18 protein-coding genes are annotated in these 22,652 nt (G+C 66.9%); 3 read left to right on the top strand and 15 right to left on the bottom strand.

The features are described from left to right. Positions 1 to 32: 32 nt before the first annotated feature. Both ABE543_RS00165 and ABE543_RS00160 read right to left on the bottom strand, forming a co-directional pair. The gene (locus ABE543_RS00165) at positions 33 to 1,499 is read right to left on the bottom strand and encodes an amidohydrolase family protein (protein ID WP_346475087.1); all 1,467 of its coding nucleotides are present in this window, start codon (positions 1,497 to 1,499) and stop codon (positions 33 to 35) included. Between the two features lie 51 nt (positions 1,500 to 1,550). Further along, positions 1,551 to 2,255, bottom strand: a complete 705-nt coding sequence (locus ABE543_RS00160) for an ankyrin repeat domain-containing protein (RefSeq protein ID WP_197601126.1) — start codon at positions 2,253 to 2,255, stop codon at positions 1,551 to 1,553. Between the two features lie 92 nt (positions 2,256 to 2,347). Here ABE543_RS00160 and ABE543_RS00155 point away from each other — a divergent pair, with 92 nt between their 5' ends. Both ABE543_RS00155 and ABE543_RS00150 read left to right on the top strand, forming a co-directional pair. Beyond that, positions 2,348 to 3,229, top strand: a complete 882-nt coding sequence (locus ABE543_RS00155; RefSeq protein WP_164151820.1) for a LysR substrate-binding domain-containing protein — start codon at positions 2,348 to 2,350, stop codon at positions 3,227 to 3,229. A 99-nt stretch (positions 3,230 to 3,328) separates the two neighbouring features. Next, positions 3,329 to 3,970: a hypothetical protein gene (locus ABE543_RS00150; protein ID WP_065175273.1), complete on the top strand. Its 642-nt coding sequence runs from the start codon at positions 3,329 to 3,331 to the stop codon at positions 3,968 to 3,970. 108 nt (positions 3,971 to 4,078) lie between these two features. On the opposite strand, the gene ABE543_RS00145 is transcribed toward ABE543_RS00150, so the two are convergent. Then, positions 4,079 to 6,805 carry a TonB-dependent receptor gene (locus tag ABE543_RS00145; protein WP_346475086.1) on the bottom strand — a complete coding sequence of 909 codons (2,727 nt, stop codon included), beginning with the start codon at positions 6,803 to 6,805 and terminating at the stop codon, positions 4,079 to 4,081. Positions 6,806 to 7,067: 262 nt separating this feature from the next. On the opposite strand from ABE543_RS00145, the gene ABE543_RS00140 reads away from it, so the two are divergent. After that, complete coding sequence (locus tag ABE543_RS00140; RefSeq protein WP_309250431.1) at positions 7,068 to 7,619, top strand: GNAT family protein; 552 nt, start codon at positions 7,068 to 7,070, stop codon at positions 7,617 to 7,619. Here ABE543_RS00140 and ABE543_RS00135 read toward each other — a convergent pair. The 12 genes from ABE543_RS00135 to ABE543_RS00080 all read right to left on the bottom strand — a co-directional run bounded on the left by ABE543_RS00135 (position 7,616) and on the right by ABE543_RS00080 (position 22,643). Then, positions 7,616 to 8,392 (bottom strand): CDP-diacylglycerol diphosphatase, encoded by a 777-nt coding sequence (locus ABE543_RS00135; RefSeq protein ID WP_180875322.1) that lies wholly within the window; start codon positions 8,390 to 8,392, stop codon positions 7,616 to 7,618. The genes ABE543_RS00140 and ABE543_RS00135 overlap by 4 nt on opposite strands. Before the next feature lie 56 nt (positions 8,393 to 8,448). Beyond that, positions 8,449 to 10,146, bottom strand: coding sequence for a DUF2235 domain-containing protein (locus ABE543_RS00130; protein ID WP_277380778.1), 1,698 nt, complete (start codon positions 10,144 to 10,146; stop codon positions 8,449 to 8,451). Then, entirely contained in the window at positions 10,133 to 10,633 is a 501-nt protein-coding gene (locus tag ABE543_RS00125) for a DUF3304 domain-containing protein (RefSeq protein WP_111185948.1), read from the bottom strand. Before ABE543_RS00125 ends, ABE543_RS00130 begins: the two co-directional genes overlap by 14 nt. Positions 10,634 to 10,649: 16 nt before the next feature. Further along, a complete protein-coding gene (locus ABE543_RS00120; protein ID WP_346475085.1) occupies positions 10,650 to 11,513 on the bottom strand; it encodes a DUF4123 domain-containing protein in 864 nt (287 codons plus the stop codon). A gap of 2 nt (positions 11,514 to 11,515) precedes the next feature. Beyond that, complete coding sequence (gene tssI / locus ABE543_RS00115) at positions 11,516 to 14,290, bottom strand: type VI secretion system tip protein TssI/VgrG (protein ID WP_346475084.1); 2,775 nt, start codon at positions 14,288 to 14,290, stop codon at positions 11,516 to 11,518. 122 nt (positions 14,291 to 14,412) lie between these two features. Then, entirely contained in the window at positions 14,413 to 15,030 is a 618-nt protein-coding gene (locus ABE543_RS00110; protein WP_164151831.1) for a decarboxylase, read from the bottom strand. A gap of 125 nt (positions 15,031 to 15,155) precedes the next feature. Further along, positions 15,156 to 15,563 (bottom strand): hypothetical protein, encoded by a 408-nt coding sequence (locus ABE543_RS00105; RefSeq protein WP_197601132.1) that lies wholly within the window; start codon positions 15,561 to 15,563, stop codon positions 15,156 to 15,158. Positions 15,564 to 15,855: 292 nt separating this feature from the next. Continuing rightward, positions 15,856 to 16,395 carry a hypothetical protein gene (locus ABE543_RS00100; RefSeq protein WP_346475083.1) on the bottom strand — a complete coding sequence of 180 codons (540 nt, stop codon included), beginning with the start codon at positions 16,393 to 16,395 and terminating at the stop codon, positions 15,856 to 15,858. Between the two features lie 143 nt (positions 16,396 to 16,538). Next, a complete protein-coding gene (locus tag ABE543_RS00095; protein ID WP_229765839.1) occupies positions 16,539 to 18,371 on the bottom strand; it encodes a DUF2235 domain-containing protein in 1,833 nt (610 codons plus the stop codon). 105 nt (positions 18,372 to 18,476) lie between these two features. After that, on the bottom strand, positions 18,477 to 18,956 hold the full coding sequence (locus tag ABE543_RS00090; protein WP_227255287.1) for a DUF3304 domain-containing protein: 480 nt from the start codon (positions 18,954 to 18,956) through the stop codon (positions 18,477 to 18,479). A 10-nt stretch (positions 18,957 to 18,966) separates the two neighbouring features. After that, the gene (locus ABE543_RS00085) at positions 18,967 to 19,863 is read right to left on the bottom strand and encodes a DUF4123 domain-containing protein (RefSeq protein WP_346475082.1); all 897 of its coding nucleotides are present in this window, start codon (positions 19,861 to 19,863) and stop codon (positions 18,967 to 18,969) included. Further along, entirely contained in the window at positions 19,860 to 22,643 is a 2,784-nt protein-coding gene (locus ABE543_RS00080) for a type VI secretion system Vgr family protein (protein WP_346475081.1), read from the bottom strand. Before ABE543_RS00080 ends, ABE543_RS00085 begins: the two co-directional genes overlap by 4 nt. Positions 22,644 to 22,652: the final 9 nt, after the last annotated feature.

Raw genomic sequence — 22,652 nt, 5'->3', positions numbered from 1 at the left:
CGTTCCCCTCATCACTACAACGATGACTGCGTTCAGTCCGCTGATCGGCCCTTGTCTGCTTCATCGTTCCACGCGGCCACGCGCGCGCGGGTGTCGGCCAGCATCTTGTCCAGCGCTGCACGATCATGCACGTGGCCGCGCAGGATCACGCTGTCGATCTTCCGGGTCCCGGCGATGTCCTGCAGCGGATTGGCGGTGAGCAGTACCAGGTCCGCGGCCTTGCCCGTGGTCACGCTGCCGTAGCGGTCCATCTGCCCGAACCAGGCCGGGCCAGACCGCGTGGCCGCTGACAGGGCCTGGGGCGGTGTCAGCCCTTCCTGCACGAACAGCTGCAGTTCCTGGTGCAGTCCGATCCCGGGATAGTTGAACGAATTGAGGAAGCCGGCGTCGGTGCCGGCAATGATCGTCACACCCGCTTCCTGAAGCATCGGCAGCACCGCGGCCACCTGCCGGTACTGCGCATGCCGCGCCTGGATCTGTGCCGGCGTGGCCTTGGCCGCGCGCTCCACGCGCCACTGGTAAGTGGCACGCAGGCCTGGGCCGATGTAGGCCAGATAGGGATCGTGGGCATGATCGTCCTGGTCGAGGAAGTCGAGAATGCGTCCGCCGTTGAGTGTGGGCGTCACGAACACGCCTCGACGGGCGAAATCACGATACGCGCGCATCGCGGTGTCACGGTCGAAACTGGCATCCAGCTGCCGGTTGGCTTCCGCACGATCGATACGTCCGGCGCCGAAATCGGCTGCAATCCGCGCCTCATCCCTGCTGCCCGCCTTGAACGCATAGTCCAGGTGTTCGATCGACGCCAGGCCAGCATCGACCGCCTGCTCCACGGTCAGCGCCATTGGGATATGGCCCGATGCCCTGAATCCTGCCTTGCGCGCGGCGGCGGCCGAGTACAGGAACAGTTCCGGTGTCAGCGTACTGTCCGTGATCTTGACGAAGTCGACCTTGTCGCGCTGCAGGCGCGTGATCGCCTGATCGGCATCGGCGCGGCTGCCGACTTCGATCGTCCCCTTCCAGACCGGCTTGATGCCTTCGATCTTGGCGCCGGAGCTGAGCAGGCGTGGACCGAACAGTGTGCCGGCGGCGATCTCGCCACGCCACTGCAGCACCTGCTGCGGCAGATCACCCGAACAGTCGCGCACGGTGGTGATGCCATGGGCGACGTACAGCGGCAGCAGTGCCTTGTTCTCTTCGATCAGCGCAGGGCCTCCACCGAAGTGCACATGCATGTCCCACAGTCCCGGAATCAGGTACTTCCCCTGCGCATCCAGCTGCCGGTCCGCGCGCCACTGGCCCTCCAGCCCTGCGTCAGGGCCGACCGCAACAATCGTCTCGCCGCGGATCACCACGCTCTGCCCCGGCAGGGTGCGGGCGTGCTCCACATCGACCACGGTGGCATTACGGATCAGCAGATCGGCACGTTCGGCCGCAGCTGCGGACAGCGGTGCGCAGGCGAACAGCACAGCAAGGGACAACGGGCGGAAACAGAACATGGAGAACATCCTGATGGGCACGGCCAGCGTGCGGAATGGAAGGAGCAGATATCAGCGTGTCGCGCCATGCTGGCGCAGCAGGGTTTCGATCGCGGCCTGGCCGCGCTGGCGCGCGTGAGCCAGCGGCGTCACGCCCTCGCCGTCGGCCAGCTCAGGATCGGCGCCCGCTTCGAGCAGCAGCTGCACGATCTGCGTGTGGCGCGGCCCTCCGTCGCCGAGCAGGATCGCCTCCAGCAGCGCCGTCCACTGCAGTCGATTGACGTGGTCCACTGCCACGCCCGCACGCAGCAGCATGCGCACCGTGGTGACGTGGCCACGCTCGGCGGCGGGAATCAGGGCGGTGCCGCCATAACGGTTGGTGCTGCGCAAGTCGGCACCATGGCTCAGGGTCAAGGCCAGGATCCGGTCCAGTCCGCGCGCACCGGCGTACAGATAGGCACTGTCCTGCAGCCTGTCCTTGGCGTTGACATCGGCCCCCGCCTCGATCAGCACGCGCGCCGCGTCCACGCGGTTGCCATGGGTCGCCAGCAGCAGCGCGGTGCGGCCCTGTGCGTCGCGCGCTTCCAAGGCCGCGCCATCGGCCAGTGCCTGGCGCACCGCTCCGGCATCGCCGCGGCTGGCGGCCTCCCGCAACCGCACGTCGGCTTGGCCGGACGGGTCTGCGGCACAGGCCGGAAATGCCACGGCCAGCAGGCACAGCAGAAGCGCGCGCCGTGAGGGCGCAGCCCAGCGCAGGCAGCGGTGTTGCAGGTACATGATGAACCCTCCGGAATCAGTCGGCCGGACGTTGCCGGTGCCTTGGCCGCATGGTAGAAGTCGCCACGGGTATCCAGAAATGAAATGTTCAAATGCAAGAAAGTTCAAAATCGAATAGGTCACTGTTCGAACTGGACCTGCTGCGGGCCCTGGTGATGGTGGCCGACTGCGGCAGCTTCACCACTGCGGCGACCCGCCTGCACTCGACCCAGTCCACGGTCAGCCAGAAGGTGCGTCGTCTGGAAGACCTGGCCGGTCATCGCCTGCTCGAGCGTGGCCATCGCGATGTGCAGCCCACCGACGCCGGCCACACGCTGCTGGGCTATGCCCGGCGCATGCTCGACCTGAACGAGGAAATGGCACAGGCGTTGGCGGGCGCCACGGTCGAAACAGCGGTCCGCATCGGTGTGCCCGAGGACTTCGTCAACGCGCAGACCACGCGCATGCTGGCCGCTTTCAGCCGCCGCCATCCGCAGGTGAAGCTGGAGATCAGCAGTGGCCTCAGCCGCGATCTGGCCCATGGCTTCGATCATGGCGAACTGGATCTGGTCCTGGTCAAGCAGCGCCGCAACAGCCGCCAGGCCGTGCATTGCCGGCGTGAACCCATGCACTGGATCGACAGCCTGCGCAGTGGCTGCCTGCTGCAGGAGCCCCTGCCGCTGGTGACCTTCCCGCCGCGCGGACTGTACCGCGACGAAATGATCCAGGCGGTCGAAGCACTCGGCCTGCGCTGGCGCATCGCCTTCACCAGTTCATCGCTCAGCGGCATCCAGGGCGCGGTTGCCGATGGCATCGGCATCAGCCTGCTGCCGCGCCGGGCAGTGGGCCGCGGACACCGCATCATCGACGGCGAACGGAACCTGCCGGTGATCGACAACTACGAGATCGGGCTGCTGCACCGTGGCGACGCCGATGATGCCGTGCGTGCGCTGGCCAGCGAGCTGTGGCAGCAGGTGCAGCGCGAGCCGGTATGAGCCCGTTCGATGAATATCGCCGGGTGCAGGGGCGCGGCGGGTGCGCCGTACACAGCGCTGAACGGGTACCATAGACACCTGTTTCCGCTGTGATGCCGCATGGGCCCGTCCGACCGCCACGATCGTATCCGCCGCTGGCAGGCCGCTTCACTGCTTGCCGCCGCGCCGATCGCCAGCCTGTCCGCCAGCGATGCCGTCGGCGCTCCGCCGCCGCAGGCACCGCCTGGCCAGCAGCGGATCGCCCCGGCGGCGCTGGTCGAACGGCTGCATCAGCGGGTGCTGTCCGGGCAGAGCGCCACAGCCACGCTGGAAAGCTGGTGTGCCGAACACGGCCTGGCCCAGCAGGCCCGCGTCCGCGCGGTGCGCATCCATGGCGATGACAAGCAGGCCCCGGCCGAGGTGCTGCAGGCACTGGGCGCCGACTCCAGCGCCGCGCTGCGCTACCGCCGCGTGCAGCTGGTGTGCGGGAACCGCGTGCTGTCCGAGGCCGACAACTGGTACCTGCCCGGCCATCTCAGTACGGCGATGAACCAGGTGCTGGACAGCACCGACGAGCCTTTCGGCCGCGTGGTCGGCCCGCTGGGCTTCCAGCGCGAGACCGAAGCCGACCAGACCTTCTGGCCCCCCCGTGGCGAGGGCGACCACGGCATCATCCTGGAAGTACGCGCCTTGCTGCGCGACCGGCAGCAGCAACCTTTCAGCTACGTCATCGAATCCTATCTGGTGCAGGCGTTGCCGTAAGCGTGATTGCGAGCGGGGGTGACGACTGTCCGTGCGTCGTGAAGGCATCAAGCGACGCCTCTCCGCTCGCCGCAGACGCGAGTCGAAGAGGCGCCCCACCTGCGCTGCTCAGTTGAAGCGGTAATCCATCTCCACCCAGAACTGGCGGCCATAGGGGTCGTAGTTGCCGACCGGATAGAACGGCCAGCCCCCCCCGTTGCGGTCCGCCGGCGGCCGGCTGTTGCGCAGGTTGTTGACGATGACACCCAGCGACAGGTTGTCGCCGAAGCTGCGGAACACGCTCGCGTTGTACGTCATGTACGGTCCGATGCGGCCGCTGCCATCGCTCTTCGGCAGCGAGCCATAGCGGTTGCCGTACACCGTCGCGGTCCAGTCACCGCGGTTCCAGGTCACGCTGCCATTGACCTTGCTGCGCCACTGCCAGTCGTCGAGGGAATTGCGGATGTCACGCACCTCGTCATCGGCGAACTGCCGGTACTCATGCTCAAGCACGACGGTGTAGGCCAGACGCGTGGTGAAGCGCCCCGCCCGCCCGGCATCGAAACGCCAGTTGCCCTTCAGATCGATGCCGCGCACGGATTCGGATGCCGCGTTGATCGGATTGATCAGCACCCGGGTGACCTGGTCCGGCTGCACCGCCGCCGTGGAAGGATTGCGGATCACGCGGGCCAGCGCGTCCTGGCACAGCGGTGAACCGATATCGCGCACTTCACCGCCCAGGGTACGACCGAGGCGGCAATCGGCTTCGTCGCGCAGAATGCGGCTGCTGTCGAGATTGGTCACCTCGTTGTCGATGCGGATGTCGTAGTAGTCCGCACTGAAATCCAGGCTTGCCAGCGGCGACCAGACCACACCAAAGCCGTACGACTTGGCGGTTTCCGGTTGCAGCTGCGGATTGGCGCGGTTGCTGAAGTCGATGGACAGCCCGTTGAAGTCGCAGTCGTCATACGGCTGACCGGCGGTACGGCACCGCCAGTAATCGGTCATGCCCGGGTTGTAGCCGCGGGTTTCAGTGGCGAACACGTAGTTCATGTCCGGCGCACGGAAACTGGTGGCGGCCGTGCCACGGATCAACAGGCTGTCCAGCGGGCGGAACTCCACGCCGAAGCTCCACGTCGCCTTGCCGATGTGTTCGCCTGCGGCCCGGTACTGATCGTAGCGGCCCGCCAGCGTGGTGGTCAGGCGCGGCAGCAACGGCAGCTGCAGTTCGGCACCCACCGCATAGCGATCACGCTCTCCCCCTGCGCCAACGCCGGCACTGGTGTTCCAGAACTCTCCGGTTCCCAGCCGCGGGTCCGGTCGGTTGCGATACCCCTGGCTGCCGGCCTCGACCACGGCCGCCAGCGCCGCCTCGCCTCCGGGCAGTTCGAACAGGCGGCCGTTGACGCTGGCGCTGAAGGTCTGCAGCCACGCCGCATTGCGGCTCTCCTGGTAACCGGACAACTGCCCGTACTCGTCCGGCGTCAGCGGCTGGTAAAGCCGTGCCGGATCCGGCGCGTAGACTTCCACCCCGTCGCGCACGCCCAGCGTCGGGCCGAGCAGGTATTCGTTGATTCCCGCCAGCAGCACCGGCCGCCGCGTCCGGTTCTCGTAGCGCGAGCGGCTGTAGACGGCCTCGTAGTCCCAGTCACTGTCACCCAGCTGGCCGCGTACACCGACGTTGAACGACCACGACTTTTCCAGGAAGCGATTGGCGTTGCGCGGCAGGCCGCCCACTTCTTCCGGTGCGAACCGGCGATACCAGCTCTCCAGTTCACCACTGTTCTGGTTGTAGAAGTAATTGCGTGCGGACGTCCAGGTCGGGGCACGGGTGTTGTTGTAGATGGTGGCGCTGCCCACGGCCAGGTCGGCGAACAGATCGGTCCGTTCGTCCAGGTGGAAGGTCAGCAGGCCATAGCCATCGAGGTTGCGCTTTTCAGTCTGCACGGTCCAGTAGCTGGCGGCGGCCTCGTTGCTGCCGCAGTAACTGCCCAGGCGCGGATTGGTGGCGCGGAACACGCTCCCGCCGTAGATCCCGGAAGCGGCATCGCAGCCGTCACTGCCCGGGTCGATGTTCCTGCCGGTGGCTGCATTGCGCCGATAGGCGATGGCCGTGGCCTGCGGGACCGTGCCACGCGGATCATCGTCCAGCGAGTCCATGAAATCGCGCTGGCGTGCGTGGATGGCCTTGCGGATTCCCAGCTCGAAGCCGAACACGCCTTCCCATCGCTCACCGGCACCACCTCCCACCACCTGCACGCGCTGGTTGTCTCCCCCGCCCTGCTCGGTACCGCCGGCACGAACGTTGATGTCCACGCCGTCGTAGCGCTCCTTGAGAATGATGTTGACCACGCCGGCGATGGCGTCGGAACCGTACACGGCCGAAGCGCCGCCGGCGAGCACTTCGATACGCTCGATGAGGGCGCTGGGAATGTTGGCCAGGTTCACCACGTTGACCGAGCCTTCGTAGGCCAGCGGGTAGTCGGACTGGCGACGACCGTTGACCAGCACCAGCGTGCGGTTCGGCCCCAACCCGCGCAGATTGATGGTGTTGGCGGCCGGGGTGAAGGTATTGCCGTAATCCTCGCCCTGCACGTTGCCGGTGTTCTCGGTCAGCGCACTCAGGGCGTCGAATGCATTGCGGTAGCCCTGCGCGTCGATCTGCTCCCGGCTGATCACGGTCACCGGCGACGGCCCTTCAACGCTGGCGCGCGGAATGCGCGAACCGGTGACCTTCACTTCCTGCAGTGATGTAGGTGCGCTTTCCTGCGCGAAGGCGGGCAACGAGGCCAGCATCAGGGACGACAGCGCGAGCACCAGCGGACGATGGCGCAGCGCCTGGGGAGAGGCGGACATGGGCTTCCTGGGGGAGTTGGACGATTGGACGGGACGCGGCGGCCTGTGCGCGCATAACGATCCCGTAACGAAAGTGTCCCGAACGGACAGTTTCAGCGGAAATGACCAGGCCTGATGGGCTTATGCCGGAAGCTGATAAGTGACGCCGCGCGCTGACAACGTGCGTTTTACAACATTCTTGATGGTGTGGCGCCGCATGTACGGGCATCGTCAAGCCATGACGACCTGTTCCTTCGGCCCTCCGATTCCACCGCTCCGCCCCGTGCTGCGCCAACACCTCGTGCAGCTGCAGGCGGCCCCGATCACCCTGCGCCTGTTCAACCGCGCCGATCTGCCACGCTGGCGCGCCTTCGACGATCGAAGGAGCCGCGGCATCTTCCGCCCGTCCGGCGTCGACGAGGAAGCGCGCTTCCTGGCAGGCGTCCACCGTTCGCGCCTGCAGCAGGACAACGACCAGCTGCTGCTGGGCGTGTTCGATGACCGGCACGGCATGCTGCATGATCAACTGCAGATCCAGCTGCACTCCGCCCACGCCCGTTGCGCCGAGCTGCGTTCAATGCAGCACAGCCACGAGCATCCCGCGCAGGCGTTGCAGGCGCTGTGCCCCTTCCTGTTCGACCAGGTCGGACTGCATCGCGTGTTCACCCTGCTTCCGGTGGCCAGCAGCACGCCTTTCGTCGATGCACTGCGCTCGGTGGGGTTCGAGCATGAAGGCCTGCTGCGCGATCACCATCTGGATATCGATGGCTGGCAGGACCGGCAACTGCTGGCCTTGACCGCGCCGCGCTGGCGACAACAGGTCCGCCCGGACTAGCGGACCCGCTCCAGCGCGGCATCCGCCCCGGTCAGTACCGAGCACGCATGGTCCTGCAGCTCCTCACCGCTGGCCTCATTGCCGGTCGCGGGATCCAGGCGGGTCGCCAGCAGAATGAAGCCGGGGCCTCCCAGCACATTCTCGCGGCCTGCCACCACCAGGCTCCATTGGCCGACATCGGGCAGCCCGCTCAGGTCATAGGCGAGCAGGTTCAATGGATTGGCACGCAGTTCTGCTCCCGGCAGCATGCGCGCAACGTAACGATGGCCACGCAGCGGCACGGGCAACGCCGCCCACTGCATTCCGACCGCCGGGGCGTGCGTGTCCAGCGCCTGCAGCACATCGGCGCGCAGGCAGTCGATGTGGATGTGAAGCTGATGCTGGGAACGGCCGTGCGGCGAGTTCAGTGCAAGGCTTGCGACAGTGCGCGGCAGGGGGCGGCCCAGCGCCTGTTCGGTATGCCCGCGGGCCTGCCAGGCAGCCGCGAAGTAGTTCGGCGCACCGCGCTGGTACAGCACAGCGCTCTCGATGCCACTGACCTTGTCCAGTGGCATCAGCAGGAACTGGTAGTCGCCATGGGCGTCCTTGATGAGCACATCGCGGCGGGCCGCGGTCGCGTCCCGTTGCAGGCAGGCGCCACGCGGCACATCGGCACCGCGGCAATCGCGCTCGATCAGCCTCCACAGCGCATCCGACGGGACCGGAGCCGGCGCAGGCGCGCTGGCGCAGGCCGCCAGCAGCGAACAGGACAACAACAGGATCAGGCGGGTCACGGGTCTCACAATCGACGGCACGGCAAGGGCTGCGCCGGCCAGTGTACCCTGCCCCCTCAGCCGGGCACGGCCTCTCGCGTATCCGCCGTCTCCTCGACCTTGCCGGGCGTGTACTTGGTCGCGCCGAAGTACAGCACCCGCCATTGGCTCAGGTTGCCGATGAACCAGTGCGCCACCGAGTCATGACCGTACCCATCGAAGAAGGTCTCCACCTCCGGCGGCAGCAGGGTCGTATTGTCCCAGGATTCCAGAGTGACCCGCTCGGCCATTGTCAGCGTTCTGCCGCGCTCCCGGCGCCGTCGCAGGCTGACGATCTTGTCCAGAAGCGTGTCGTTCTCCTTCTCCAGCCCCCGGCGCTGCTTGCGTACCGCAGAGAGCTCATCGTTGCGCGCCTTCAGCTCGTCTGACACCCGGTTCCATTCGGCGGTCTTCTCCGCATTGCCCTGGTCGGCCAGATGCAGGTTGTCGTTGTCCCAGGGCGATGGCAGCTGCGACTGCCGTCGGCGCAGCGTGCGCACCTGTTCGCGCAGGGCCTCTTCGCGTGCAGCAAGCCGCTGCATCGACGGCAACTGGTCACCACGTGCCACGCGCACGCGCAGCCAGCGATACAGCAGCTCCATATGCGACGCCTGCACGTCCTCCATGCGTCCACGCTTGACCCGCACCGCCTGCAGATAGGCGTTGAACACCGCCTGCAGTTCCGGATCCTGCTTGTCGAACTCAGCCTTGACGTGCTGTTCCAGGCGACTGATCGGGTTGAGCAGCACCCCCCTGGCCTGCGCCATGTCATACATCTCGTTCAGGGCAAAGCGCGCGATGCTGTTCCGGCGCCCCTGGTGCTGGGGATCGTAGCCACCGCCCACGTCCGAGTGCACACCCGGGAACCATATTTCCACCGTGTTGGCGGGGTATTGGGCATGCTCGCGGGTGGAATCCAGGGGGAACTGGCCGCGCAGCTCATGGGCGGCGGTCATGTGCACCGACTGCTCCACGATCTCCGGTATGGTCATGCCTTCAGCCCATCCGGTATGCCCATTGCGGTAGTTCACTGCCGCCGCCGTCAGGCTGGGCCACACCGAGCACACCGTATCGAACACGCCCATGAATCCGATCCGCAGCGGAATACGCTCGCGGTACAGCCAGGTGCCATCGGCCTGGCGTCGGCAGCGCGCGGCCAGATCGCGGGCGAACGCGCGTGCCGAAGCCGCTCCGCGCGAAAAGCCCAGTACCGACACGCTGACCACCAGGATGCGCATCGGCTCGGGCTGGCTGTCTATCAGCTCGTCCAGCGACTGCAGCGCGAAGTCGATGCGCTCGCGCCCGCCCTTGCCGATGGACAGCCCCAGCAGTCCCCCCTTATCACCGACCTCCGGGCACGGTGTTCCTACGCCGGACAGGTACTGCCGTTTTATGTTCCGCGTGTCGTCCCTGTGCGCGATGAACAAGCGGGCGATGTTCGACAATGCGCGCTCATTCTGGGCCTTGTTCAGCTCCTCATCGCGATTGTTGCCGGTGCCATCGAAGAATACGGCCAGGTGCAGGCTCTGCGTGCATCCCGTAGTGGCCGCTTCCTTGTCGGGCACGGTGCCACACATCGCCTCCTGGCGACGGCGGCGCTCGGCATCGCTCAGCGGACGTGTGCCGCGGGCCAGTCGCGCAGTGCGTGCCGTGCCCTCGGCCTGGGCGACCGGATCCGGGGTGCCCGGTTCAAGATCCACCTGCCCGGGAATCGCGGTCGGATCAATACTGGTCATGGTCCTTGTGCTCCTTCGGCACTGGCATGCGCCGTACGTCCCACTTGTTCACGCCCTTGTCCAGCAGCTCGGCCTCGACATGGCCGTCCGCATAGAAGTGCAGCAGCAAGGTGGCCGGGTTGGGCGGATAGGGCGTCTTCAGCGGTACCACGGCTTCACGCGGCACGCGGTGCCCTTCATCCAGATAGCGGTTGGTGGCCAGATCGTATCGGTTGGCCTCGATCCAGCGCACGCGCACGCTGTGCGGCCCCTTGCCTCGGGGCGCACGCGGGGCCATGCCGGAGCCACCGTTGGTGTATCCACCGATTCCGCCCAGAAACTGCCCATCCACCCTTACATCGTCGAGGTAATACGGGCTGTAGTTGAACGCGAACAACGACATGATCGGCGTCTTGCCGCGCGCCATCGCCCGGCTGCAGCCGACGCCCACCACCAGCAGCGCGATCACCGCCAGCGCGCTCCACCACAGGTACTTGTTGCCCATCATTCCGATCGCGCTCCGTTCAGTCCCAGCTTTCTTCAAGCGGCCACACTTCGTCACCGATATCGGCAGCGCTGCGCCGCCCCGCCGCGAAGTCCTGCAGGCGAAGCCGCCATGCGGGATCCTCGCCAAGATCGACACCGGCCAGCAGCGCCCAGGTCGACACCATCACCAGCCGTCGGCTGTCCTCGATGCCGACGTCCGCGGCCGTGGCCACCACCCGTCGGAAGAAGGTATACCAGCGCGCACGGGGAAGCCGCGCCAGCAGCTCCGGATCGGAGAGCTGGAAGTGATCGATCAGCGTGTAGGGGTAGCTGGCATCGATCAGGGCGCGCCGCTGCGCCGCCTCCAGCACCCAGGGAGGATCGTGCGGATCCTGCACGCTGTCCTGCAATTCCAGGTGCGCCCATTTCAGATCGTGGCGCAGGTACCACCAGCGCTCTCCCAGCGCCAGGAAGGCCCGGCACTGCGCCGCGTCCAGCACCTGCACCCACCATGGCAGCACCCGCGCGTCGAAGAAGCGGGCCAGGAACAGCTTGCCGTTCGGGTAGCTGGCGTCCAGCCGTCTCTGCAGCCGCTGCTGCAGCTCTTCCGCAGGCAATGCCGTGTCGATCAGGCTGAGCAGGCCCGGAGAACGCGCGTACGACGCCGCACGCTGCAGGAAGCGGTCAAGCTCCAGGCCACGCGGCAGGCGTGCGAGGAACACGCTGGCGTCATCCGTACCATCGGCCAGCAGGCCGTCGAACAGGGGCAGCGGCGCCCAGGGCAGCGCGCGCAGCAGCTGCAGGGGCTGCTCGCACTGCGCGCCATCGAGCAGAACGTAACGCTGGGTGCCCTCATCCAGCGGCGGTGGCGAGAACGGTGGGAACTGCCAGTCGTTGGCCACGCTCAGCCTCCCTTTGGTGTCAGTGGGGCTGCACGCTGTGCGGCCAGCAGCAGGCATTCCTTGCAGACCGACTGCGGGAAGACCGGCAACGGGTAACGACCGCGATCGCCGGGCAGGAACGACTTGCGTCCGGCGTGCACGCTGATCCTGCCGGGTGCGTTGAACACGATGTTGCCGCCACTGAGGGTGATGCTGGCCCCGCCTGCGGTGGCCACCTGCACCGTCCGGCCCGCAGCCACCTCCACGGCACCCTGTGCGCTCGTGCCCCGCAGCGACTGCCGCGACTGCACGCGCACCTCGTCCTGTTGCGCCTTGACGTCCAGCACCTGTTCGCCGCTGGCCAGGGTCAGCGCCGGCTCGCCCGGATCAGCCCCCTCCAGTGTTGCGGCCAGTACGCCGATGGCCTGCCGTCCATGCCAGCGCGCCTGCCCCATCACCACGGCCTCGCCGTGCTGGCCGCTGCCCAGTGCCAGTGTCTCGCCCGGCGCCCAAAGCAGCCCCTGTCCGGCCACCATCAGCGCACCATCAGGTGCAGCCAGGCCCAGCAGGGCATCGCCGGTATGCGGAACGCGGCCCTCGCCGGCATCACCGCTGCGTTCCGGCGCCGACCCGGCCGCTTCCTGCAACGCGTTACCGGGCACCGTGCTGCGTACGCTGGCCAGCAGCACCGGCAGCGGTGACTGCGAACCGTCCAAACGCGAGCGCTGCGGCGATTGCACGCCGACATGCGCGGCCGGCCGCACTGTCAGATGCGTACCCGCCGCCGTAGCATGGCTGCGGGCCAGCGCGGCCAGCTGCTGCAACAGCGCAGCAGGCTGTGCCGCCGTACCTGCCGGTTCGACGCTGCGGCGGGCATAGGCACTCAACCAGAGCCCGCCTTGCCCGCGCACGCTGCCCCAGGCGTCGCTGCGCAACTCGAATCCACTGCCGCGGAAGCTGCCTCGATGGTTGTCCGCCTGATGGCGCAGATGCCCCAGCGTCAATGCCGAAGCCTGCTGGCTGCTGGCCAGCTGGGCCCGCAGCTGCTGGTCGCTGTCGTCGAACAGCAGACGATTCCAGCCGGCCCCCTGCCACTCCCGTGATTGCACGCCCCACAGCGCACCGGCGTTGCGGTGTGCCTGCTCTCCGGTCGCCGCCGCATGCCAGGCAGGCGCCTGGCCGCCCCCGAGGTTGGCCTGCGCACTGCCGGTGCCATCCCTCGCCTGTGCGTACATGGACGTATCGGCCTCCGCGCTGGCGCCCGCCGGGGTCGGCGCGACGCCGCCTTCTCCGCGCCCGTTGTACAGCGCGCCCAGCACCAGCGGCCGGTCGATGTCGCCCTCGAGGAAGCCCACCAGGACTTCCTGGCCGATACGGGGCAGGAACTGGCTGCCCACGCCCGGCCCCGCATAGCGCTGCGCGACGCGCAGCCACGCGCTGTCCGTGCTGCCCTCTTCCTGCTGGAAGTGGAACCGCACGCGGATCCGTCCCAGTGCATCGGCGTGCAGCTCGGTGCCGTCGGCGCCCTGTGCAGCCACCACGACCGCTGTCTGGTAACCGGGCGCCAGCGGCCGCGGATTGCGTCGCGCACCCGTGCCGTCCCATAGCGTCGGACGCCAACGCCGGTCGCGGGGCAGCGCGACGAATGTCTGTGCGTAGCCCTGCGTCTGGGCAGCCACCTGCAGCGTGTCCGCGGTGGCGGCGGCATCGTCCATCGCTGCCAGCGCCTGGCGAAGATCCACCGGCAGGTTGTTGACCCCGGCGTGCTCGACGTCCACCAGCAACAGTTCGGTCGGCACCGGCCCCGGCGTTCCGCGCAATGACCAGACCTGGCCGGCATCGCCGCTGCGCACGCTGCCACGGCCGTGCCACTGCAGTGCCTGCGCCTCCAGTGCCTCGGCGACCAGCCGAGCGTGGTGCTGCAGCTCGGCCGCGTCGGCAAAGGCATGCGCGCCAACCGGGTCGTAATCCTCGCGTCGCGCCTGCCCTCTGCCCTGCACCGGCAACTGGCCGGCCAGCGAGCGCGCACTGCGGTAGTCGCTGCTGTGCAGCTGCACGTGCGTGCTATGCAGCCGCCGTTGCAGGCCAAGCTGCTGCACGCCATCACTCTGCTCGGTGCCATCGGCGCGATGGAAGCGGATCCCTCCCGCCGACTGCGACGCAGCGGCTTCCGGCAGGAGGGTCGAATCGGCGAACAGCAGCACGCCGTGGCCGGCCGTCGCCTCCCCGGTATCCTGCACGCACCAGCCCAGCCCTTCTTCGGCCAGCAAACGCTGCACGAAGGTCAGGTCGGTCTCGCGGTACTGCACGCAATAGCTGCGCGGCCGGGATGCGGCCAGCATCCCGTCGACCTCATCGCTCCAGCGCCAATGCGCATGTTGCGGGTGCATCTGGAACACCGCGTCCACGATCTCGCGCACGCTCTGTTCCTGGAACACGCGGCTGCAGCGGGCCTGGTCGAGCCACCAGGTCCAGTCACGCAGCGTGATGCGATAGCGCACCAGTCCACCGTCAGCGCCCACGCACTGCGCATCGGCGATCACGCCGTGACGCGGCCAATCCTGGCCATCGGCCAGGTGCACATGCAGGCATGCGGGCCGCCCCGGCCAGTCAGCCAGTGGCAGCGATGCGTCCAGCGCGAGTACATCGATCTGAAGATGCCGCCCCTGCGACAGGGCATCACGCCCGTGCCACCGGTCGACAACGACCGCCGGCATGCCGGGGAGATCCAACCGATACAGGCGGCTGCCGGCATCAAGACCCGCTGCCTGCACCATGAGGTTGCGAATCGCTTCCATGGCGTTCCTACCGTTGCTGCCCTCCGCGACGCGGCGGGCAGGTCCTTCCCCTGTAGGGCGACGGTAGCAGATGGAAAACGGCGGCGCACGCGACCGCCGTCACGCCGGATTAACGTTCCGGATCAATAGGTTCCGTAGGACACTTCGACGATCACCGGCTTGCCTGTGTCTTGTGCCGGTTGCAGGGTGAAGCGGTCCAGCGCGCTGCTGTCATCCCCCAGCGGCGTGCTGCGGAACTGCAGGCGATAGGTCGCCCCTGCCTGCACGCTGCCATCGGGCAGCAGGCGCGCGTCGGCGGGCAGCAGCAGGCCTCCCAGATCGCTGTAGGCCTCCGGCGCATCGCTGAACCCGTAGTCGACCAGTTCGCCAACGCGGCGCATTTCGTACACCCGCGTCGGCCACGGGCGGGCCGTGCTGCGGCCGTTGCGCAGGTCGGTCACCCACTGCTCGGGCAATTGATAGACCTTGCGCAGCGCCGTGTCATCCAGTTCGGCGCTGGCCACCTGCAGGCAGCACACCAGCCGCTTGCTCTCGCGGTCATACACCGAAAAGCGCGCATCCCGTGCGACCGGCATCGGCAGCAGTGCGAACGGGACGTCGCGCAAGGCGGGCTCGGCACCATCGCGGGAGTCGAGGTTGCGCCAGCCACCAAAGGCCGGTTCGGCGGCCTGTGCCAGCGGCGCCGCCAGGCACAGCGCCACCGCAAACCCGCCGGCGGTGCGTCCGATCCACTTCTGCATGTCGTTCATCCGTCGATGGCCGGTGGCCAATCAGTTTCGTGAGGATGCCATGAAGGTGCGACGCCCGCCACGTCGGACAGCCCGGCTCGTTCAGCCGGGCCGGCGCTCGCGGGTGAAGGCGGCCGCTACTGCATGTACTGCGTGGTGTGGCCGGTGAATCTGACACCATCGAATCCGAAGCAGAAGCGGCCCTCTTCGAATGCCCGGTAGACGAGCAGTGCGCCGCTCACGCAGAACGTGTCGCTCTCAGCGGATGTCTCCACCGTGCCATAGGTACGCGCGCCCTCCTTGCCCACCAGCGGGCCCGAGAACGCATCAATGGGCAACGGATACACGGTGCCGTCGCGGCTGTCGATCAGCACGATGGAGCGCTGGAAGTACTCCTTGCGCTCATCCAGCTGGGCCAGGATGTAATGCCGGTTGAAGTTCGGCACCTGGGTAAGGATGGCCTGGTCGATCTGCGCGCGATGCTGCGCATCACAGAAGTCCACCGGGCTGTATTCGTACGCGCAGCCGGAATGAGGTGAGAGCATCCTGACGCCGGCATATCGTGCGCTTCGCGCTGTAGATGCAGGCACTTCCTTCGTCTTAGTGGCCGCCCCCGTTGGCGGCACACCTGCAGCTGGGTTCTGCGATGAATTCGGCTTCCCGGTGCAAGCGGCGACCGAGAGAAGAAGGCCGAGCAACAGCACAGGCTGCAGTCCACGCCAGACACGGGTGGTGATCTTCACCATTTCTCCGTTCCAGGCCTTCGACAAGAAGCGCGCGAACCACCGACGTAGCCTAAACCTTTGGCTTGTTCGGGCCATCGCCTGCCCATCTTGATCAGGCCCAATCGGGCGCACACATCAACTGCGACTTCTGCGCGTTGCCGACCTGGGGACCCAGCATCGGCCTTTCGCCGCGCCGGCTGCGCGCGTCATCGGGAAACTCAGACCCCAGCGCCATGCGGAGTCGCGCACGCGCCTGGTCCAGTGGTAGATCGATCATGATGCCGATGGGCGTGGGTGCGGTTCCCAGATGGGCAACGACCCCGTAGACCGGCAGGCCATGGAAATCGGCCTTGACGCAGAAGTGCGCCATCCCGAACTCCTCATCGCGTTCGCAGGGTTCGGGCGCGTGCAGGGCCAGGTAAGGATTCGCGGGCTGGCCTGATTCAGTGCTGAGGTACCAGCCCTTCGGCTGGCAATCCAGCAATCCGTCGAAGAGCGTTTCAGAGCTGTCCGGATCACCCGGCAACGGCGGCTCCGCCTGCGCGGCATGGGCGTCTGCCTTTGCCTCGATGGAGGCCTGCGCACGGCCGGCGGTGTCTGCCTGCTCGATATCCTGTGAGGTGGTTTGCCGGCATGCCACCAGCGGCAGCACAAGGCTGGCCAGGAGCAGCTGACGCAGCGCAGCGGGGCGCTGACGATTCACTGACCTGCTCTGATGCATGGCTCCCAGCCTCCCCGAGGTGAAGCGCCCGATTGGCGCATAAGCGCAACGGGCATTCCAGACGCTGCATCGCCTCACCCGCCCATTGCCGAGCCCAGCTGCTGGAACGCGCCGCCGATGGTGGGGATGTTCGCTGGCGGCAGCGTGGCCGGATCCCGGCACTCCTGAGCCCTCCTGCCGGCCACACTGAAGACCTCGCGATAGCGGAGGTAGCCGTAGGTATTGACGGCAGGAATATTCAGCTCCGTCCACTTCCCGATGTAGAAGCCGGCCAGCGAGTCATGCATGTAGTTGTCAAACAGCACCGTACTCACATCGGGTACCGGCGCACCGTCCAGCACAAGGTTAAGCAGAGTGCTGGTCTCGGCCGGGATTTTTGCGTAGTCGTAAGCCGCCTGGGAGGCCCGTGGCGTAGGTTCAAATACCGGACGCCCGATCTTGCGACCCGCCTCCATGCGTTTCTGGCTTTCGTCCAGCTGCCTGCGGTAGGCCGCCATCTCCTCCTTGCCCCTGCGCAGCTTTCCAACCAGATTTGCGAAATCGCGCTGCGCATTGGCCAGATCCACCTGATCCTCGGCATCGGACTGCTTGAAGAACGGCTGTTGCAGCACGCTCTGTGGACCATTCGGCAGCCGCTTGCCCTTCCAGGCAACGTACTGCCGGCAATGTCCTGCAATCTGCTGCGTGTGCGCGCCTCCGGGGACACCGTGACCGGTCAGCCAGGCGTTGTAATCGCGGATCAGCTGTGGGTGACAGCCGAAATGCATGGCGAGCACTGGCTGCGCCCCCAGTTCCTCGATCGTTTTCATTATCACGCCTGCCTTGACGGCCTCATGATGCATGTCGATCAACGGAATCTGCGCAAGCTTGGCGGTACCGTTCGCGGCACCGGAAACGAAGTCCTTGCCCTGGCCGCCGGGCGAGTAGCCGCCACCGACATCCGAGTGCATGCCCGGGTAAAGCACCTCCTTCCCGCTGGTCGCCAGGTCCAGCGGGAAATTGATCCGCTGCTCGTGCAGGGCCGCGAAATGCACGCTCTGGCGTGCTTCGGGATGAATGCTCATCATGTCACCGGCGGCCCAGTCCCACTTGCCCTTCGAGACGCGGCTCATCGCAGCAACGCCGACCGACGCAACGGTATCGAAGATGCCCATGAAGTTCAGGTAGAGCGGAATGCCGGCAATGTTGTAGCCGCAACCGCTGCCCCAGGCTTCTGCCGTCTCATACAGCCGGTGCACGAACGCCCGCGCCTGTGCCGCGCCACGCGAGAAGCCGAAGACGGAAACGTGCACCGACTTGACGCGGCGCTGGTGCCCCTTGACCACGCGCTCCAACCGCTGCGCGATTGCCGTGAGCATCGCGCGTCGCGTCATGCCTTCCAGCAGCCGCGTCTCGCTCATTGAGGCGACCAGTACTTTGGCTTCGTTGGGCTGGATCAGGTCACCACCGTTCAGGTACTGATGTACCGAATTGATGACCTGCAGGATGGCCCAGTGGATGCGATCCGCACCATAACGCGCGGCGCCGCCTCCCAGCGTGTCACCATCCTGGTTGGTATCGCCGACGTCGGCGAATGGCGTGCCGACGCCGGGAACGTAGATGCTGAAGAAGCCGTTGCCACGCTCCTTCAGGGCGGCGTCGTACAGGCGCGCCACATTGCTGTGACCGTTGCGGGCCAGCTGGGTCTTGGGGGAGCGCGTCTTGCCGGTTACAAAGGTCCCTTCCCACTCGCGGTTGTTGCCGGTGCCGTCGAAGTAGATGCCTACGTGCACCTGGCCCTGGCATTCGGAGCCCTTCTCGCGCATGCACGCCATGGCCCGCGCCCGCTGCTGCGCTTCGGCGCCGCTCAGCGCTCTGCGTCCATCTGCCGGCATTGGTTGCGCGCCGGTTGCCGTGCGTCCACTCATGTCCTTGTCTCCTGGATTCGCTGCTGGTCCCCGCCGGGATCGTTGTCCTTGTCACCCACGCCAAGCATTCGGATCGGATGCCCGGTGAGCGACCGGGCCCCGTGATCACTTTTCAAGCGGGCGCCGAAGGTGCTCCCAGACTGGATTCTCGCCCTCGCGCAAGGGCGCCTCGGGGCCGGTCAATGGATAGTCGGGATGACCGAGCACAAGATTGGTGACGAAGACCTTGATCTCGCCATTGCGCAGGAAATGAACGGCCAGGTTTCCGAGCTGGTTGTACTTCGGAATCGCAACGGTCTTCTTCTGGAACGTTTCCAGATCCGTGGTCCATTCGATCTCCACCTTCATGTCCGGCGTCCATCGATCAGGCAGCACGACGCAGCAGACAGTTCCGCCTTCCGAGTGGGAATCGGCCGACCCGCCACTGCCGCCATTCACGAGGAACTGCGCAATGTATGCATCCGTATGGTTGTAGCCGAGCACGGCCACCGGCGTGGAGGCCGTCCGTCCCTTGCAGGCCGCCAATGCCGGCAACAGGAGCAGCAACGCCAGGGCCGCCAGCAGATGGGTCCGCATCAAACGCATGATTCTTCCTTCACGTCCACGAGGGTGCAGGCTCGGCCTGCAAAGGCGAGGCGGTGTGGTCCCACAGCGGGACGCCCGTCGTCCAGACATCTTCCGGCAGCGCTGATGCCCAGTCCGCGAACGGCACCTCACAGCTCCCGGCAGGCTGCGCGAAACGCGCCTGCACGGCAGGATGGCCGCGGCACGCGCCGGAGGTGTACAACGCCAGCAAGAGGTACTGCACGTGATCGTCCACCTGGTTCACACCGTGGGCGATCGTATCCTGCATAAGGTCGACGACGAACGGGTACAGCGATCGATACGGCACCCGCTTGATCTCATCGGGGATGACCCTGCGAAGCTGGGCAATGGCCACATCCGGCTCGCACGCGTCCAGCAGGCACGTGTACTGGTCTTCGTCCAGGCGCAATGGCGGAAGCGCAGGCAGGCCGGCATCATCCATTCCGGCCAGCATCTCGGCCAGCGGCCATTCCTGCAGATCGCCGTAGCGATCGAAGTACTGCAGGCGCTGCACGCCCTCCAGCAGGGCGGCACGCTGCGCAGGCAACAACAGATCCAGCAGTGCAGGCAGGATACGGGTGTCGTACCAGCGCAACAGCATCTCGCGACCGCCCTTCTCGGGCACCTTCACCAGATGGAAAGCACGCAACCGCTTCGCGAGATCGTCCAGTTCCAGTGCACTCCACAGCAGGGTCACGCCCGGCCTTTGCGCTCCCATCTGCCGGATCTCCGCATCCAGCTGCGCGTGCAGGTCCCTGTCCGTCCAAGCCACCAGCAAGGGAGCAATATCCAGCAGGCCGGCCTCGGCCGTGCCTTCGAACAGCGAGCGGTAGCGCGCGCCAAGACGCTCCAGCCGCTCATGGAAGTGCGACCGCTGCGCGCTGTCGATCACGGCGTAACGATTCACACCAGCACTCCCGGCGTGCCCTGGCGCATGGCGTCGAGAATGCAGCTCTTACAGCTGCTGCGCGGGAACTGGGGAAGCGGATAGCCCTGCTGCGCCGGGCCGACGAATGACTTGCTGCCCGCATGCACCTTGATCGTGCCCGGACAGGCGATGGTGATGTTGCCACCGGCAATGGTCAGGCTGGCCCCCCCGGACGTCGCCACGTGGATCGTATTGGCCGCGGCGAGTTCCACCGGCGCCTGCGCGCTGGCCCCGCGCAGAGCGCCACGCGACTGCACGCGCACCCCATCCGCCTGGGACTGGATATCGAGCATTTCAGTGCCGGCCACGACGTCAAGCGCGGTGGGTGCGGCCGCTGCGCCCTCAACCACGGACGCAAGCACGCCGATCGCCTGCCCCGCATGCAGACGGGTCTGCCCCATGGTAACCGTGTCGCTATGACCGCCACTGGCCAACAGCAGGCCTTCACCGCTCCCCCAGTGCACTCCCTGGCCTGCCACCTGCACCAGTCCCTGCGGTGCGGCCAGTCCAAGCAGTGGATCACCCGAATGCGGCACGCGATCCTGCCCAGCATCCGACTTGCGCTCGGTCGCACCACTCTTGCCGATATCGAATCCATCACCGCCCGTGGTGGTGCGTACGCTCGCCAGCAGCGCGGGAACCGGCGACTGATCGGGAACCAGCTCCGAGCGCTTTGGCGCGCGCGCGCCCTCCTGCATCGCCAACGGGCTGGTCAGGTGCGTACGCGCGGCCTGGGTGAAGCGTTCGCCCAATGCCTGCAACTGCGTCAGCAAGGCAGCGGGCTGCACTGCCTCGCCCGCAGGTGCCGTCGACCGATGCCCGTACGCCGAGAACCAGGCACCGGCCGTGGCGCGCACCGCGCCCCACGCGTCGCTGCGCAGTTCAAAACCGGTGCCACGCAGGCTGCCGACATAATTGTCTGCCTGGTGACGCAGGTGCCCCAGGGTCAGTTGTGACACCTGCTGGCTGCTGGCCAGCTGCGCGCGCAGTTGCTGGTTCGAGTCATCGAACAGCAGATGGTTGGCGCCCTGCCCGCCTTCCCACTCGCGCGAGCGGATACCCCACAGCGCACCGCCCTGCCGATGCGCCTGGTCGCCCATTCCGGCAGCATGCCAAGCCGGCGCCTGGCCGCCACTGAGGTTGGCCTGCGCGCTGCTTCGCATGTCTGCGGCCTGGCCATACAGCGATACGTCGCTCTGGCCGCTTCCACCGGCCGGCGTCGGTGCCACGCCCGCCTCACCCCGTCCGTTATAGAGGGTGCCCAGCACCAGAGGCCGATCGATATCGCCGTCGAGGAAGCCCACCAGCACTTCCTGGCCGATGCGCGGCAGGAACTGGCTGCCCACGCCGGGTCCGGCATAACGCTGTGCCACACGCAGCCATGCGCTGTCGTTGGCTCCGCCGCCCTCACCTTCCTGGAAGTGGAAACGCACGCGCACGCGGCCATGGCTGTCGGCGTGCAGGTCCTTGCTGGCGCCTCCGTCGCCGGCAACCACGACAGCGGTCTGGTAACCCGGCACGGTCGGGCGCGGATTCAGCCGTGCGCCACTACCGTCCTGCAGCAGCGGGCGCCACGGCAGGGTGCGATCCACCGCGTCGAAACGGTTGCCATACCCGGTTGCTTCGGCCTGCTGCCAGAGCGCAGCGTCGGCCGGATCGATCGGCGCCACGCCCAGCGCGTCATCGAGGCTTCGTCGCAGATCGGTAGGGAGATTGTTGATGCCGGCATGTTCGACGGCCACCAGCAGCAGCTCAGGCGGTGTCGCACCGGGGGCCTGCTGCAGCCGCAGCCATTGTCCGGACTGGAAGCCGCGAACCGTACCCGACCCCTGCCAGCCACGGCTGTGGGATTCGCGCGCCTGCGCCTGCAGGCGGGCCTGGCGCGCACCGGCGGTACTGTCGCTGAAGGCGTAGGCACCTACCGCATCGTAGTCTTCGCGCGACGATTGGCCACCTCCGCCCTCCATCGGCGACTGTGCCACCAGTGCGCGTACCTGGCGGTAATCATCGCTCTGCAGGCTGATCGAAGTACTGGCCAGGCGCCGACGCAGGCCAATGGCCTGCACGCTGTCACTGGATTCGGTGGCGTCACTGCGATGGAACCGCACGCCTGCAGCCGCGCTGGTGGCATCTTCCGGCAGCGCGACGCTGTCGGCGAAGATCTCCATGCCATTGCCGCAGGGCGCTTCCTCATCGGCGTACAGACGCCAGCCCAGGCCTTCTTCGGCGAGCACGCGCTGCAGGAAATCCAGGTCACTCTCGCGGTACTGCACGCAGTAGCTGCGCACGCGCTGGCCAAGGAAGGCGTCGACGCCCTCGGCCCAGCGCCAGCGCGCGATGCCAGCGTGCCCTGCCAGTACGGCATCGACGATCGCACGCACGCTCTGTTCCTGGAACACGCGGCTGTGCCGAGCATGCTGCAGCCACCACGTCCATGACACCAGCTGCAGCCGGTAGCGCACCAGGCCACCGTCGCTGCCCAGGCAGGAAGCGTCCGCGATCAGGCCGCTGCGCTGCCATTGACCACCATCGGCCATCTGCGCGACCAGTGTCGCACGCGTGCCCGGCAGGGCATCCAGCGCGATATCAGCGCGCGTGGCGAGTACATCGACATCGGTCCAGGCATGTTGGCCGAGCGCATCACCGCCGCGCCACCGCTCCACCGTGCACCCTTCCAGTGCATCGGACCGCAGTCGATACAGGCGTTGCGCGTCACCGAGCCCGGCAACCTGGGTCATCACGTAGTTCAGCTGATCCATGCCAATTCC

It is taken from the genome of Stenotrophomonas sp. TWI169 (assembly GCF_039674705.1).
Taxonomy (GTDB): Bacteria; Pseudomonadota; Gammaproteobacteria; order Xanthomonadales; family Xanthomonadaceae; genus Stenotrophomonas; species Stenotrophomonas maltophilia_P.
Note: the sequence above shows the minus strand (reverse complement) of the source record. Positions and strands in the feature narration are given on the sequence as shown.

Bases quoted from the DNA above. Each gene is read 5' to 3' on its own strand.
- ABE543_RS00095 (WP_229765839.1), bottom strand. From the start codon at position 18,371: ATGAGTGGACGCACGGCAACCGGCGCGCAACCAATGCCGGCAGATGGA.
- ABE543_RS00130 (WP_277380778.1), bottom strand. From the start codon at position 10,146: ATGACCAGTATTGATCCGACCGCGATTCCCGGGCAGGTGGATCTTGAA.
- ABE543_RS00145 (WP_346475086.1), bottom strand. From the start codon at position 6,805: ATGTCCGCCTCTCCCCAGGCGCTGCGCCATCGTCCGCTGGTGCTCGCG.
- ABE543_RS00165 (WP_346475087.1), bottom strand. From the start codon at position 1,499: ATGTTCTGTTTCCGCCCGTTGTCCCTTGCTGTGCTGTTCGCCTGCGCA.
- ABE543_RS00105 (WP_197601132.1), bottom strand. From the start codon at position 15,563: ATGCTCTCACCTCATTCCGGCTGCGCGTACGAATACAGCCCGGTGGAC.
- ABE543_RS00110 (WP_164151831.1), bottom strand. From the start codon at position 15,030: ATGCAGAAGTGGATCGGACGCACCGCCGGCGGGTTTGCGGTGGCGCTG.
- ABE543_RS00125 (WP_111185948.1), bottom strand. From the start codon at position 10,633: ATGATGGGCAACAAGTACCTGTGGTGGAGCGCGCTGGCGGTGATCGCG.
- ABE543_RS00150 (WP_065175273.1), top strand. From the start codon at position 3,329: ATGGGCCCGTCCGACCGCCACGATCGTATCCGCCGCTGGCAGGCCGCT.
- tssI (WP_346475084.1), bottom strand. From the start codon at position 14,290: ATGGAAGCGATTCGCAACCTCATGGTGCAGGCAGCGGGTCTTGATGCC.
- ABE543_RS00080 (WP_346475081.1), bottom strand. From the start codon at position 22,643: ATGGATCAGCTGAACTACGTGATGACCCAGGTTGCCGGGCTCGGTGAC.
- ABE543_RS00160 (WP_197601126.1), bottom strand. From the start codon at position 2,255: ATGTACCTGCAACACCGCTGCCTGCGCTGGGCTGCGCCCTCACGGCGC.
- ABE543_RS00090 (WP_227255287.1), bottom strand. From the start codon at position 18,956: ATGCGTTTGATGCGGACCCATCTGCTGGCGGCCCTGGCGTTGCTGCTC.
- ABE543_RS00155 (WP_164151820.1), top strand. From the start codon at position 2,348: ATGCAAGAAAGTTCAAAATCGAATAGGTCACTGTTCGAACTGGACCTG.